The 14,492-nt window shown below is 48.0% G+C and carries 14 protein-coding genes and 3 pseudogenes; 10 read left to right on the forward strand and 7 right to left on the reverse strand.

The genetic code is table 11. The annotated features are described in order from the left end of the window. Positions 1 to 429 precede the first annotated feature (429 nt). A pseudogene (locus ACI7RC_RS26990) lies at positions 430 to 563 on the reverse strand (delta-aminolevulinic acid dehydratase); the annotation flags it as partial. A gap of 106 nt (positions 564 to 669) precedes the next feature. After that, entirely contained in the window at positions 670 to 1,701 is a 1,032-nt protein-coding gene (locus ACI7RC_RS26995) for an AraC family transcriptional regulator (RefSeq protein ID WP_408111258.1), read from the reverse strand. Positions 1,702 to 1,852: 151 nt separating this feature from the next. Between ACI7RC_RS26995 and ACI7RC_RS27000 the strand changes: the two genes are divergently transcribed. Then, entirely contained in the window at positions 1,853 to 2,428 is a 576-nt protein-coding gene (locus ACI7RC_RS27000) for an NAD(P)H-dependent oxidoreductase (RefSeq protein WP_408111259.1), read from the forward strand. An 8-nt stretch (positions 2,429 to 2,436) separates the two neighbouring features. On the opposite strand, the gene ACI7RC_RS27005 is transcribed toward ACI7RC_RS27000, so the two are convergent. Further along, positions 2,437 to 3,354 carry a LysR family transcriptional regulator gene (locus ACI7RC_RS27005; protein WP_408111260.1) on the reverse strand — a complete coding sequence of 306 codons (918 nt, stop codon included), beginning with the start codon at positions 3,352 to 3,354 and terminating at the stop codon, positions 2,437 to 2,439. A 139-nt stretch (positions 3,355 to 3,493) separates the two neighbouring features. Between ACI7RC_RS27005 and ACI7RC_RS27010 the strand changes: the two genes are divergently transcribed. From ACI7RC_RS27010 to ACI7RC_RS27025, 4 genes are all read left to right on the forward strand, one after another. Continuing rightward, positions 3,494 to 4,249 carry an SDR family NAD(P)-dependent oxidoreductase gene (locus ACI7RC_RS27010; protein WP_408111261.1) on the forward strand — a complete coding sequence of 252 codons (756 nt, stop codon included), beginning with the start codon at positions 3,494 to 3,496 and terminating at the stop codon, positions 4,247 to 4,249. Between the two features lie 37 nt (positions 4,250 to 4,286). After that, positions 4,287 to 5,030 carry an SDR family NAD(P)-dependent oxidoreductase gene (locus tag ACI7RC_RS27015; RefSeq protein ID WP_408111262.1) on the forward strand — a complete coding sequence of 248 codons (744 nt, stop codon included), beginning with the start codon at positions 4,287 to 4,289 and terminating at the stop codon, positions 5,028 to 5,030. A gap of 181 nt (positions 5,031 to 5,211) precedes the next feature. Continuing rightward, on the forward strand, positions 5,212 to 6,261 hold the full coding sequence (locus ACI7RC_RS27020) for a 2,3-butanediol dehydrogenase (RefSeq protein ID WP_408111263.1): 1,050 nt from the start codon (positions 5,212 to 5,214) through the stop codon (positions 6,259 to 6,261). Between the two features lie 94 nt (positions 6,262 to 6,355). Then, entirely contained in the window at positions 6,356 to 7,405 is a 1,050-nt protein-coding gene (locus ACI7RC_RS27025) for an LLM class flavin-dependent oxidoreductase (protein ID WP_408111271.1), read from the forward strand. Between the two features lie 769 nt (positions 7,406 to 8,174). Here the strand turns inward: ACI7RC_RS27025 and ACI7RC_RS27030 are convergent. Further along, positions 8,175 to 8,765 (reverse strand): TetR/AcrR family transcriptional regulator, encoded by a 591-nt coding sequence (locus ACI7RC_RS27030; protein ID WP_408111264.1) that lies wholly within the window; start codon positions 8,763 to 8,765, stop codon positions 8,175 to 8,177. A 175-nt stretch (positions 8,766 to 8,940) separates the two neighbouring features. Between ACI7RC_RS27030 and ACI7RC_RS27035 the strand changes: the two genes are divergently transcribed. Next, positions 8,941 to 9,990, forward strand: a complete 1,050-nt coding sequence (locus ACI7RC_RS27035; protein ID WP_408111265.1) for an NAD(P)-dependent alcohol dehydrogenase — start codon at positions 8,941 to 8,943, stop codon at positions 9,988 to 9,990. A gap of 437 nt (positions 9,991 to 10,427) precedes the next feature. Next, the gene (locus ACI7RC_RS27040; RefSeq protein WP_408111266.1) at positions 10,428 to 10,673 is read left to right on the forward strand and encodes a hypothetical protein; all 246 of its coding nucleotides are present in this window, start codon (positions 10,428 to 10,430) and stop codon (positions 10,671 to 10,673) included. Positions 10,674 to 11,113: 440 nt separating this feature from the next. On the opposite strand, the pseudogene ACI7RC_RS27045 reads toward ACI7RC_RS27040, so the two are convergent. The 3 genes and pseudogenes from ACI7RC_RS27045 to ACI7RC_RS27055 all read right to left on the reverse strand — a co-directional run. Next, positions 11,114 to 11,452, reverse strand: a pseudogene (locus ACI7RC_RS27045) (GyrI-like domain-containing protein); the annotation flags it as partial. Positions 11,453 to 11,467: 15 nt separating this feature from the next. Next, the gene (locus ACI7RC_RS27050) at positions 11,468 to 11,935 is read right to left on the reverse strand and encodes a helix-turn-helix domain-containing protein (protein ID WP_408111267.1); all 468 of its coding nucleotides are present in this window, start codon (positions 11,933 to 11,935) and stop codon (positions 11,468 to 11,470) included. Continuing rightward, entirely contained in the window at positions 11,869 to 12,204 is a 336-nt protein-coding gene (locus tag ACI7RC_RS27055) for a hypothetical protein (RefSeq protein WP_408111268.1), read from the reverse strand. The genes ACI7RC_RS27050 and ACI7RC_RS27055 overlap by 67 nt, the downstream gene beginning before the upstream one ends. A gap of 267 nt (positions 12,205 to 12,471) precedes the next feature. Between ACI7RC_RS27055 and ACI7RC_RS27060 the strand changes: the two are divergent. The 3 genes and pseudogenes from ACI7RC_RS27060 to ACI7RC_RS27070 all read left to right on the forward strand — a co-directional run. Continuing rightward, positions 12,472 to 12,714, forward strand: a pseudogene (locus tag ACI7RC_RS27060) (transposase zinc-binding domain-containing protein); the annotation flags it as partial. Positions 12,715 to 13,096: 382 nt separating this feature from the next. Then, entirely contained in the window at positions 13,097 to 13,969 is an 873-nt protein-coding gene (locus ACI7RC_RS27065) for a sensor histidine kinase (RefSeq protein WP_408111269.1), read from the forward strand. 84 nt (positions 13,970 to 14,053) lie between these two features. After that, positions 14,054 to 14,455: a hypothetical protein gene (locus tag ACI7RC_RS27070; protein ID WP_408111270.1), complete on the forward strand. Its 402-nt coding sequence runs from the start codon at positions 14,054 to 14,056 to the stop codon at positions 14,453 to 14,455. Positions 14,456 to 14,492 lie beyond the last annotated feature (37 nt).

The raw sequence follows: 14,492 nt of genomic DNA on the forward strand, positions 1-14,492 counted from the left end.
GATTTGAAACGTTTTGTAGTGATGATCGGACATGAATTCACCTCCTGCTAGCAAACATATGTTCCTTTTTTATTTTACCAAATTTTGATCAAAAATGGTAGGTTTTTTTGCTAACCTGCACGAACTACTAGCAAAGCTTGGATTTCAAAAGTACGTCCAAGATGTCACCGATTCACCTCCCCCTTAGCTTCCTGTGGCGCTTGAAGAGGGAGTCCTCTCGGTGGGTATGATAGAATAGCCGCAAGATAAACATGAGCGCCGCATTTCCATCGGGATAATCATTCGGCCGGCCAATCCAATAAAGAAAGACTCTTGCACCAAAGCACTCAAGAGCGGCCCGTATGGCTTGTATCTCCATATCACTGTGGGGCCGCACACCAAAGCGACGTTNAGCCGCAAGATAAACATGAGCGCCGCATTTCCATCGGGATAATCATTCGGCCGGCCAATCCAATAAAGAAAGACTCTTGCACCAAAGCACTCAAGAGCGGCCCGTATGGCTTGTATCTCCATATCACTGTGGGGCCGCACACCAAAGCGACGTTCATAACTGGTTTACTCATTCTCAAATCCTCTCTGATTTTATAGGTACATGAGGAATGGTGAGGACGGAAAGGTTCCTATTTGCCTTGAGCAGATACAGACCTACCCGTCCTCAAGCCGCTATGGCTAAGCATGGCTGGACGCCGTCTTCTCCTTTGCGTTGGACCGATAGTGCCCCGGCGTTACCCCCGTCCATTTTTTAAAAGCATTTTGAAATGCGCTTGGTTCCGAATAGTGCAGCAAGTAAGCAATCTGACTGATGGAATACTCCCGCCTATTCAAATAACGTATTGCCATTTCTTTGCGAACACTGGCGGTTAATTCATGATAGGAAGTATCTTCTTCCTTTAATTTCGCTTGCAGGGATCGCGCACTCATCTGAAACGCTTTTGCCGTCTTCTGCAAGGTTGGAAAAGAAGCAGGCATGCACGCCATCATCCATTGAAAGACCCGATCGGAAAAATCTCTACCCCGGATCAGCTTATTTCTTATTTCTTCCGCAATCGGTTCAAAAGCCCGAAGCAGCCTGGGATCTGAGTACAGGATCGGATACTGCAAAACTTCCCTGCTCATCCGAATCCCATTATCTTTCCCGCCAAAGCGGGGTTCTACCCCAAAGATTGACAGGTAAGGGCCGAGATCAGGTGGAGCAGTATGTGAGAATTGAAGCTCATGGATCGGAATCGATCGATTGCTCATGCGGACAATCAAGTGATACACAGAGCTGACCATATCTTCCACACACTGCCGGGACATCTGTGCCTGGTTTATATTATAAAACCGCAGAATGACATCGTCTCCCTGCTCTTCCCAATTCAGATTATACCCGCTGCAGACAATCACGTTATACCTCTGATAGGCTGTCAGAGCGTCGGCGATCTTTTCGGAGTGCATCATGACGTAGCCGAGAATGCCCAGATCGGCGATCTCTGTTAACGCTCCCTGATGCAAGCCAAAGTAATCATCTTGTGTGTACTTTGCTGCTTCGTACATGATGCGCTCAAGCTCCTCCCCGTCAATGCGCGCCTCTACATCCTGCAGCCTGGTGGAGTCGAAAGAAACCTGGCGGCAAAAATGTTCAAAATCTAGCCCTTTGTGAACGATCGTCTTCATAATCGGGTAAACCATGGAAATAGCAAACCCCTGGATATGATTCAACGCCAAGCCTCCCTTTTGCGTGAAACAATAAGATTTATACGTCTTGGATCATGTATCTCTTACGTAAATAACGATATGCTCAATACAGTCCTGATACCCATCATACACAAATGACGGAATGAATCCGATCGTAAAAGGAGGAGAAAGAATATTGAAGATTCTCGTGATTATCGGACATCCCGATCCGGAGAGCTTTTGCTCGGCCTTGTCTCATGCCTATATAGAAGGAGCAAAAAGCAAATCAGCGGATATTCGTACCATTAACTTAAGTCAAATCTCATTCGACCCCAATTTGAAGTACGGATACCGGAAAAGAACAGAGCTCGAAGAGGCACTCAAAGAGGCGCAAGAACTCATCAGTTGGGCAGATCATCTTGTCATTGTCTATCCTACCTGGTGGGGTACGATGCCCGCCATTCTAAAGGGATTCTTCGACCGCGTCTTTTTGCCTGGTTTCGCGTTTCGCTATCGCAAGGATTCCCCCCTGTGGGATAAGCTCTTAACCGGCAAAACGGCGCATCTGCTTGTCACCATGGATACGCCGTCCTGGTACAACCGATTGATCTACTGGCAAGCCGGGCATCTCGTGATGAAGCGCAACATATTGAAGTTTTGCGGGATCAAGCCTGTACGTGTCACTGAGATCAGTTCGGTCAACGCTTTATCAGAGAAGCTGCGGACAAAATGGCTGGAGAAAGTAAAGCGGCTAGGGGCCAAGCTGGCATAGAGCTTCCGTCAACCCGGAGGCGTCCCGTGAATGGATTTGATTTCGTACTTCAGACGGTTCGCAAAGCTGGTGAACAGGCGGGAAAAACGCTTCTCCTCCGACCGGACCGCCCCCAGGTAAACGGGCTGTTGCGGGACGTTCAGTTCCAGCGTGACCATGTCGGGGGTGGCCAAGTACGATTCGTTGCTAAACGAGTAGTCCAGCCCGATCGTTACGGCCATCTCTTCCCGTACAGCACTGCGGATGGCATCCGTATTGTTGGTCGTGAACAGGACGTCGACCGGGCCGTAGGCAGCCGCGAAATCGTCCATGAACCATTTCACATACTCGTCGTTGTACAGGACAAAGGATTGCTGTCCCATTTCCTCCGGGGTAAGGGACTTCTGCAGGGCGAGCGGTGAATTCCTGCTGACGCCCAGTACCATTTTTCCTTCCAGGATCCGCTCGAATAGAAGCCCCGCGTTTTTTTTCACAAGGTCATCGTGGAGGATCAGCAAGCCCATATCGATTTTATGCTGGCGAATGTCTTCCAGAATTTCCTGTGATCCTTTTTCTGCTATTTCCGGACGAATTTGGGGATAATCTTTTTTAAAGCGTGCGACGGCGTTCACCAGCAGGTTCATCGGTCCCGGTATGGTCGCGAGCCGCAGATCGCCGGACATCGTATTCGCATAGCTTTGGGCTTCCTCCTGGATTTCCCGGAGCTTGCTGAGGACTTCGAAGGCTTTCTGGATAATGCCGAGTCCCTCGGCTGTAGGTACCGCACCCATTCGAGACCGGGTAAATAAAGGGATGCCCAGTTCAGCCTCCAAGGAAGAGAGGGATTGGCTGATGGCGGATAGGGTGACATGTCTGTTTTGGGAAGCTTTTGTCAGGGAACCGGTTTTCGCTATTTCAACAATCGATTCGAGCTGTTCCAGATTCATCTGCGAAATCTCCACATCCTTAAGTTTGGCTTAACCAAAGGTAAATATCTTTACATATTATTTAACCAAAAGGAAGCCTATAATCAAGATGTGGGAACAAAATGCTGCAGCAGACCCAAATGAATGGAGGCGTTTTCGTATGGCTAGATTGGAAGGAAAAGTAGCGCTTATCACAGGTGGCGGTACCGGGATCGGCAAGAAGACCGCCCTTCGTTTTTCACAGGAAGGCGCCAAAGTCGTAGTAACCGATATCAATCTGGACAGTGCGAACCAGACAGCTGCGGAAATCAAGCAGGCTGGGGGATCTGCACTCGCCATTGCCCATGATGTGAGCAAGGAAGATCAATGGCAGCAGGTCGTATCACAAGCCATGGAACAATACAAAAAGATAGATATTCTGTTTAACAACGCAGGTATTTATATCATCAAGCCGCTGGCGGACATCACCTTGGATGAATGGAATCGCTTGATGTCGATCAATGTGACCGGCGTTTTCCTGGGAATGAAGCACGTCATGCCGGTGATGGCAAAACAGCAAACAGGATCGGTGATCAACGCTTCTTCCGTCGCGGGACTCATCGGAGCTCCGGGACACGTCTTGTATGGAGCGAGCAAAGGGGCCGTCCGCATCATGACCAAGGACGCGGCGATCGAATACGCGGCGAATGGTGTACGTGTAAACTCCATCCACCCCGGATATATCGAAACCGGGATGGTCACCTACGCTGCCGAAGCGACCAAGCACTCCAAGGCGGAGCTGGCGCAAGACGTTCCTACCGGACGTCTCGGTACGGTAGAGGATGTGGCGAATATGGTTCTGTTCCTCGCCTCAGACGAGTCGTCCCATGTAACCGGCGCCGAATTTGTGATCGACGGCGGCGGAACCGCCCGTTGACAAAGACCGGACCAACAGCACAGAGGAGGGGAATACGATGAGATTTGCAGGAAAAGTAGCGATCGTAACAGGGGGAGCGAGCGGGATCGGAGAAACGACAGCCCGTTTGTTCGCGAAGGAAGGGGCAAAAGTCGTGATCGCCGACTTCTCTCCGCGAGGCCAAGAGCTGTCAGACAAGCTGAATGCAGACGGATTTGACGCCCTGTTCGTAAAAACAGACGTAACCAGCGAAGAAGAAGTCAAACACATGGTCAAAGCGACGGTGGAAAAATACGGAAGGGTGGACATCCTGTTTGCCAATGCCGGGATTGCCAAGGATGCTCCTGCCCATCAGCTGAGCATGGAGGACTGGCGCCGCACGATTGACATCAACCTGACGGGTGTATTCCTCAGCGACAAATACGTCATTGAGCAAATGCTCGTACAGGGCGGCGGCGGAGCCATCGTCAACTGCGGTTCCATCCACAGCCATGCGGGGAAAGCAGGCGTAACGGCGTACTCCTCTGCAAAAGGCGGCGTGAAGCTGTTGACCCAAACCTTGGGTATTACGTATGCAAAAGAAGGCATCCGCGTCAATGCGGTGTGCCCTGGATACATCGACACCCCGTTGATTGCCGGACGCAATCAGGAGATGAACGAGCATCTCATCAGTCTGCACCCCATGGGGCGCCTGGGCAAGCCGGAGGAGGTTGCCAAGGCAGTTCTGTTCCTGGCTAGCGAAGATGCGTCTTTTATCACCGGGACAAGCCTCCTGGTGGACGGCGGTTACACCGCTCAGTAAGGAAAAAAACCGCATGCATGGACAAGAAAGTGTTTCTTGATGCAGTACAAGCTGCGGAAGGGCACTTTTTTGCGTTTTTTCGTATTGGGCTTACCATGGATAAAGACATTGACATATTTTCGACAATGAACTACTATTTATCTTGAATTCGAGATATTTTTTACAACAAGGAGGAGACATCATGAAAGCTGCGGTATGGCATGGGAAAAAGGATATCCGAATTGAAGAAGTAGAACCAAAGGCCTTGCAAGATACACAAGTCAAAATCAGAGTTGCATGGGCAGGGATTTGCGGAAGCGACTTGCATGAATACGAAGAAGGCCCTGTTTTTGTCCCTGTTGAAAAAGCAGATGCATTAACCGGTGAGATTGCCCCGATTACGATGGGCCATGAGTTTGCCGGAGTCGTGGAAGAAGTTGGCTCCAAGGTAACGAAGTACAAACCAGGTGACAGAGTCGTCGTAAATCCGACCCTGACCTATGGCAACAAGCCGGAAGACGTGGACGCTTACGACGGATTTAGTTTTATCGGATTGCACGGTGATGGCGGTTTTGCAAAATACGTGAATGTTCCCGAAGCAAACGTGTACGCACTTCCCGAATCACTGACGCTGCAGGACGGCGCATTGGTCGAACCAACCGCTGTGGCCGTTCAGGCTGTGAAGGAAGGACAGCTTCAATTTGGCAATACGGTGGCCATTTTTGGGGCAGGCCCCATCGGGTTGTTGACTACAATTGCGGCAAAAGCAGCCGGTGCAAGCAAAATTATCGTACTGGATTTGTCTCCGACTCGTCTGGCGAAAGCAAAAGAACTCGGCGCAACCCATGTGGTGAATTCCGGGGAACAAGATCCTGTGAAAGCCATTCGAGATGTGGTTCCGGACGGGGTCGATGTATCGTTTGAAGTTGCCGGCGTCGCTCCGACATTCAAACAGGCGATTGCCGCCACCAAAGCACGCGGAACCATGGTGATCGTCTCTATCTTTGCCCGACCCATCGAATGGAACCCGCTCCAGCTTACCAATACAGGTGTAAAAATGACATCATCCATTGCCTACACACCGACTACGTTCCAGCAAACCGTGGATCTGATGGGTACAGGTCAATTGAAACCGCAAGGAATCGTGACAAGCGAGATAGGATTGGAGGAGATTGTTCCGAAAGGTTTTGAAGCATTGACGACGGATAAATCGCAAGCAAAAATTCTGGTTAAGGTAAGTGGAGAAAAATAATCATTCCCATTACCCCCAGCCATTTTTGATATACAGCTGAGGTAAGACACGCCCATCAAGGAGGATAATGAAAATGAATGATCCGGCAACGCAGATGGAAATCGGCATCAGCACATTCTTGGAGACGACCCCCGATCCGGAGACAGGGCAGGTGATCAGCCATGCCGAACGGCTGCGCCATGCAGTTGAGGAAATCGTCCTGGCTGACCAGGTCGGTTTGGATGTATACGGTGTCGGGGAGCACCATCGCGTCGATTACGCAAGCAGTTCGCCCGCCGTCGTGCTGGCGGCAGCTGCCGCCATGACCAAGAGGATCCGGCTTACCAGTGCCGTAAGCGTGTTGTCCTCGGACGATCCGGTTCGTGTGTTTCAGGATTTCGCCACGCTTGACGGCATCTCCAATGGCCGGGCGGAAATCATGGCGGGCCGTGGTTCGTTTATTGAATCCTTCCCGCTGTTTGGCTACGACCTGGATCATTATAACGAGCTGTTCAATGAAAAGCTGGAACTGCTGCTGGCCATCAGAGCCTCGGAGAAGGTGACGTGGCGCGGCGGCCACCGTCCAGCCATCGACAACCTTGGCGTCTATCCCCGGCCTGTCCAAAACCCGCTGCCGGTATGGATCGCCAGCGGCGGCACCCCGGAGTCCACGATTCGGGCTGGCTTGCTGGGACTGCCGATCGTGTTCGCCATCATCGGCGGGATGCCGGAGAGCTTCGCTCCCTTGGTCTCCCTGTACAAGCAGGCTGCCGCGCAGGCCGGGCACGATCCGGACAAGCTGCCGATCGCGACGCACTCGCACGGATTTGTCGGCGAAACGACGGAACAAGCCGCCGACATCTTCTTCCCTTCCACGCAAGCGCAGATGAACGTTCTCGCTCGTGAGCGGGGGTGGGGGGCGTACACCCGGCAAACGTATGATACCGCACGCAGCATGAGAGGCGCCCTGTATGTCGGCGATCCCGAGTTTGTCGCGGAGAAGATCCTGCTTCTGCACAAAAATTTAGGCGTGACCCGCTTTTTCCTGCACATCAATGTCGGCACGCTGCCGCACCGTGAAGTTTTGCGCGCCATCGAACTGCTCGGCACCAGGGTGGCTCCCATCGTACGAAAAGAGCTTTCCCGCGATCAGGACAAGAAGTAAGGCAGATCGCCTAAGTATGTAATAGAAGAAGACTCATTGTTTTCATTGGAAACGCAGGTTTCCGCGAAGAACAATGAGTCTCTTTTTTCGTCTACATGCAGTGAAGGGATAGTCCAAAAGGCCTAATAAAAGAAGATGTTTTTCCCGATAATAAAAGAGTATCCATAATCTATAAGCTCTTAGAAAAGATAAGAATAGGGGATGATGATAAGTAGTATGTCCACTTTGGTTATTGGTATCATGTTTTTTATTATTCTAATTACACTTTTTATTGCAGGAATAGTTAAGTTGGTTATGTACACAAGCGGTAAATCAGTTTTCACACCAAAGCAGAGTACACGTAAGCTCTTATTAATAGAGGCCGCAATTCTCCTAGGTTCGTTAATAAGCACTTTCCTTTACCATTTACTTCTTTTTGCAATACCCAGCCCTTCATACTGGATTTCCACCATGGTCCCAATCGTTTTCATGTTGGGGATAGCCTACCTGTTGTATGTTAAGGTCTTGAGAAAACCAAACAAAGGTGAAGGCGTTGGGAGCAAGCAACTTTTCAATCTGGCTTTTCGATTCCTTATCTGGACAATCGTGATAGAACTTCCAATCAATGCTTTAAAGTCAATCGTAGAATCGTTGAGATATATGTAAATCAACAAGATAAGAGGGGCAATCACGCCCCTCTTTACTATTTCCTTCAAGTCAACCCCAAGGGTTTGGAGTACCGACCTTTTTCCAATTAAATCAATGCGAGGATCTTGGGACAAATGAAAATTCATTTTAGAAGCTTAAATGGTATATTCTGAATCATTCGCTTCGAAATGGTTTCCACAGAGGGTCTCGAATCGTTATTGATGAAGTTTCGAATCGTCCACATCGTCCCTCCCACCATCCACTCGATCATAAAAATATAATCCTCATCGTTCAATTCCGGGCTTCTCATCATTTTCGACAAAACATGGCGGATGCTTTCTTGCATCATCTCTATGAATCTCTTGCTGTAATCCGGGAACTCCCCAGATAAAAGTATCTTGTAGACTTTTGCGTATTGATCAAAATGCTCGAAATTGATCCGAATAAACTGTTCGATTTCAGCCGTTAATCCTCCGCTCAGTTTATAAGGATTGAACCTGTCAATGAGCGAAATATACGAGTCAAGCTGCAGGTCGAGAATTTCTGAAATAAGTTCATCCTTCGCAGAATAGTGATTATAGAATGTAATGCGGTTGACACCTGCTGTTCTAGCAATATCTGTAACGTTCACCGCTGCATAGGCAGAGTTCTGCAGGAGATCGGTTAACGCTTCTCTAAGCTTTGATCTCGTTCGAACGACTCGAATGTCAGGATATTCACGATGATTGCTCAAAGCGAATCACCTCAACTTTTCACAACAATATTCAACTTAAATGTAGTATTAACTACACATCACAAGTAAATGTACATGATAGGTATCGCTAATATATTAACATATACATTGATAAGTTCTAAATTTATGAGCACAAACCGCAAAAAATCCCCACTTATACAAGGAGGTCATTTGTATGAGCAACAAAATGAAAGCTTATCGATTTCTCGATTGGGAACAACCCCCGCAAGTTGTTGAAGTAGATATCCCAAAAGCAGGCCCGGGCCAAATTCTTGTAAAAGTGGCCGGCAATGGCCTTTGTCATTCGGATATCGGAATGGCTTCGCTGCCTAAAGAGCATTGCGAAGCTTTGGGGTGGCATATGCCTTTTACGCTGGGACATGAAACCGGCGGATGGGTCGAAGAACTGGGGGAGGGCGTTCAAGGGCTGTCTGTCGGAGATCCCGTCGTATTAATGTCGCCCAATTCTTGCGGAGTATGCGAATATTGCGTTCGCGGTGAAGATAATAATTGCGACTTCGGCGCATACGGCCGCGGCTATGGAAGGGACGGCGGACTGGCCGACTATGTATTGGTGGACTCCGCGCGCCTGGTCATAAAGCTGAATAGATTAAATCCGGTTGAAGCCGGTCCTTTATCGGATGCGGGAACAACGGCTTATCACGCTGTAAGACGCGTACGGCATAAGCTCGTCCCGGGTTCTACGGCGGTTGTGATCGGCGCGGGCGGCTTGGGCAGCTTTGCCATTCAATTTTTACGCGTATTAAGCCCTGCGCGGGTCATTGCCGTCGATACCAACCAAGCCCGTCTTGATTTCGCACGCGAGCTGGGCGCACAGGAAACGCTGATCGGCGTAAACGAGAACACAACGAAAGATATACTTGAGCTGACAAATGGGAGAGGAGCAGACGTCGTTCTGGATTTTGCCGGGTTTGATGCAACGATCGAAGCAGGCGTTGCCGCCGTTCGCAAAGGAGGCTCCTACGGACTTGTAGGCGCAGGATTCGGCACATTCAAAAAACCGTGGTTCGGAAACCTTCCACAGGACGGGGAAGTCTTCAACTTCCAGGGCGGCAGCATTTCCGATACACAAGAAGTGATTAAGCTTGCCGAGCAAGGTTTAATCCGCAACGAAGTTGAAATATTCCCGTTCAGCGAGATCAAAGCAGCGTATGACAAGCTTCATCACGGGCAACTTCGCGGACGCGCAGTCATTACTCCGTAATAGACCGGACGTAATCAAAGAGGAATTCCTGCGGGGTATGATTCATAAGATGATGAACCGTTTGGTGTTCACGATGATAGTTAGTCGAAATCAGTTACAACTTCCAAAAACCACTAAAAAAAGGGGCGTAGCCTATTTAGGCTTGCCCCTTCATTCCATCAATGTCACACTCTCCACATACACCGTTTGATTTGACCCCTGTTAAGTAGACGTTATAAAAAAGCCAAGCCATTCTAGGCAACCTGAGTCCGATATTCATACGGGCTTAGTTTGTCAACTTCAAGTACCTGATCTGACAAAGCCGCAATACTTCTTGTTCGCTTATGTCTACCATCTCGGGAAAAGGGGAAGGGCCAGCGTTGCTGCCATTACCTGCAAAGTAGTATCATGTAAACATCCGATTCTTTGATGATGACCAAAAAAAGGAGGAAGTAAGTATGGAGTTGACTCCAAAACAACGAATTGTGTTGCTGTCATTAACCACTGAATGGCAGACACCGATACAGCTTGCTAATCAGCTTCCGAAAGCATCAGGGAATGTATCCGACGTACAAGAGGTACTCAAAGACCTTTTGCGTGAAGGATTGGTTCAGATTAATCCAGTTGTTTTAAGACTATATCGACTAACCGCAGATGGCATAACGATAAAGGAGTTAGAATTGGGTGACAACCAAATAAAGTGATGGAAACATCACATTTACACCGCCGCCGGGAGGGATAACACCGTATTGGAGAACAATCCGGTCCCACCCGCGTACCACATAATATATGCACAAATAGGTGAGAGCACTGTACATATGCCCCAAAAAATAATGACTTTTTGCGGGAAAAAATGCAATAGGAACACTGTAATACATAATAAACTGTAAGTAGCGATACAAAAAATGTAAATACTTTTACAGCCGTTAGTTAACTTGTTGAATATTTCCATGATCTACCTTCCCATTACATTCTCTGTGAGGAAATCCGTGTCCTTAGGAACTTTTCAAACGCTTTGACAAGTTGTTAAGTCTACAGCTATAGAAGCAAGAAAAGACCTGAACGAACAGATTCAAGTCTTTTACTAGTGGTAATCTTGTGCGTCAAATTTTTCATTTGCAATAAGTTCACAGAAACCGTAGTCCTACCTCTTAAGCTCTGATGTCATTTTACTGGAATATATATCAAGCTCTGAAAACTCGTTGTCCGGCCCTAAGAAACGCTCATCATAAAATTCAAAATCATCCCTTCGGTCTAACTCAAAACCTGAGCGCAAAACCCATGTGCCCCAAATATAATCATAGGTCATCTGCAGGGTATTGATCTTGCCTTTATGAGTGAATACCGCATATTTACCGCCGAGTACAATTTTAGATACCATTCCCTGCGGTACTTCATCGAAGGAGTTCACCTCGACACCGATAAAATGGCTGGATAGGGTGTCGTCATGAAATTTGGTTATAGTAAAATCAGGATCTGCTTCGCATACCCCATACCCTCAAACGCCTTTCACACGGTTCTTTATCTCTTCAATGCGTGAGTGAAAGTTTCTCCACATTTCCGGAATCCTATTTTTACGCAATGTGGATTTTCCGCGTATACCGATAAGCTTAACTTCATTAAGCTGCCGTATACACGGTTGTATAGTTACGCTTTCGAACAGGTGTTTTATATGGATTGCGGTCAGTTCCTTTTTACTGCCGATGATTGTATCTATTCTATTCTTTCGATATGCACCAGGGGACACTTTATAAACTCGTTTGAAGGCACGGTTAAATGCTTCCTGTGAATCAAATTGATAATGAACCGCAATGTCCAAAATCCTTTGGTCGGTATACAATAAATCGTTTGCGGCGCGGCTCAAGCGTCTCGACCGTATGTAATTGCCTGCTGTTTCCCCTAATACGGCCTCAAATATTCTGTGGAAATTATCGTTCTGGACGGCAATACTGCCATCTGACTGCAACTGGGTCGTAAATAAGTCATCGTATAATACAGTACCTGTTCGGCAGGTATTTTCAACTCATCGGCAAATCCTTCAATTTCTTCATTAATGCCGGGACAGAATTCATCAAAAAGTTTATACATTTGCGTTTCATCTTGTTTCGTGAGGAATGCCTCCTTGACCCTCATAGAATCGGAAAGTCCCGGAATTTTTCTGCAGATGCTCCCCAAAGCCCTGCCTGCCTCATAATTGTTCCCCTCAAGAAGAATATGGTGTGCTTGCTGTTCCATTGTTATGATCCTCCTTTGGCCTAATCTAATGACAATATAGCGGGTTTTGCATGAGGATTTTTGATATATTCTGCTGTTTTTTTCGAAAATGTTTCTTAAGCTGCCGCTTGGTGTAAATCCCCATAAAAAAGCCCCCAACAACAGCGGAGGGAGAATACAGGGGGCGTGAATGCTTCTACATACGGTTTACTAAGCTTATCTATTGTTTCAAGCCTTACCACTGACTCCACATGTGAGAAGAAGATAGTCGTACAGGAGTGGCATTAGAAGTTTTTGAACTGTGGTGACCCAAAAAAGGGTTTAAGCTGCTCGTTTGTGAAGGGTGCCACAAAACGAAACGAGTTCCGTTCCGTTGGAAAGGACGATTTTGTACAACGTGCTCTTGCGGTGAAACCGAAGAATGGAGCCGAATCATGAGCGAAGGAGGTGTTACAGGTAAACCATCGTCATGTCATTTTTACCATTGACGAAGGATTACGAGATATTTTTCGAAGGCATCGTGCAATGCTAAGTTTTTTGGTTTTCCGCTATTCATCTTCAGCCGCTAATACCCTTCAGTTCCCAATTAGGGGGAAGATAAGGATGGTATACTTGTCATTAAGGGATTCCCCGCTTACTTTACCATCTATACCAAAGAGGAGACAACCGAATGAAGTCAAAATCAATAGTGCTGCGAACAGCCGTTATTAATAGCATCTTTTTGTTTCTATTTGGAGTGGTTCTCTTCCTGTCTATCTACTTTTCCCTTAATGCTAGTATTGAACGAAACCCGATCCTTCCCGTCATTTCCACTCAATCTGCAGATACGAACTCAGGCTTGCCAGGTGCCAATTTAATTCCGGGAAGTATACATTCCTCAGCTCTCAATCTCAATCCCCAAGTGAAATCAGAGGTGCAGATCAGGCTCATTACTCAGGGCGTCATTATCATTCTCGTCATGTCGGTTGGATCTTTTGCCCTGAACCTGTACTTGTCCAGATATATCCTCAGACCTGTCATCCAGACGATAACGGATATCACAGAAAGAGGCGAGCAGGAGACGAAAAAGCAGCCTGTCACAGCTTATGTCGAACTTAAGTCATTCATCGACCAATACGAAAAAGCGATCCAAAACAAGCAGCAGCTCATCAAAAATCGCGAGGAGTTTAACGCTTATGCTTCCCATGAATTGCGCAACTCGCTTGCCGTCATCAACGCCAAGATCGAGGTAATCGGAGAAGATGATCCCAAAAGGGCGCTGGCTGAAGTAAAGGAGTATAGCGCCAAATTAGTCCAGACAGTGGACAACTTGCTCACTTTGTCTGCGGACCGGATTGCCGGGAACAACGGTCTTGTTGATCTTGCCCTGGTAGTCGCCTCCGCTGTGGATGAATACCAATCGATCGGAGCCAGCATTGATTTTTTGCTGGAAGATGGGGAGTTTGCGGTTGAATCGAATGAAGTATGGCTGTACCGGGCCATTAGCAATCTGCTCGATAACGCTCGCAAGTATGCAGGGGCAAAGAAGCGGATTGCCGTCCACCTCAGGGAGCGGGCAGGCGCCGTTATCCTCACCGTACAAGATGAAGGGACCGGTATCCCCAAAAGGGAGTGGCAAAATATCTGGAAACCATACTATACCACCGATAAAGGGGAACGCGGAAAAGGAGTTGGACTAGCCTTTGTAGATCATGTCGTGCGGTTATCGGGCGGAGACGTGTGGGTGGAAAGCAGTGAGCTGCAAGGAACCACCTTCTACCTCTCTTTTCCTAAAGCGACGGCGTAACCGGCTCTTTATATTCTCTTTATAGCCGGTTTTATATAATGACCCCTGAAAGAACGCAGAGCTGATCTTTCGGGAGGGATCCATTTGAATCAACTGTCAAGATCAATGAAAAACCTTTTCAGGTTATATGGGCGCACCGCTTTGATGGTCGCTGTCTTATCGGTGATCATCGTTCTTTCGATGGTCGGTTTTACCGTCAGAGAGGGGGCGGAACAAACCATCGCCAAAGCTCGTACCAATGCGGGGAATTCGGTGACGCTCTCGCTAAAGGCATTTACAGGCAACAGGGATTCTCCAAAGCTTACAGATGAATTGGTCAAAAGCATGCTCACAGAGGATGTAGAGGCGTATGACATCTCGGCAGGGGAATCGGTGATTGTGAATTTGCCGAATATGGACCAATTCTCTTCCGCCCCCATTAACTACAAGGGCAAAGTGGTTCATGTAAATGCCAGCCTGAATCCCAATCTGCTGCCGGCGGTTTAACCCCTTAAAATTTGAGTCTTTCTCCCTTATTCTCGCA

Origin of the sequence: Brevibacillus sp. B_LB10_24, from assembly GCF_046036945.1 — a bacterium.
Classification (GTDB): domain Bacteria; phylum Bacillota; class Bacilli; order Brevibacillales; family Brevibacillaceae; genus Brevibacillus_C.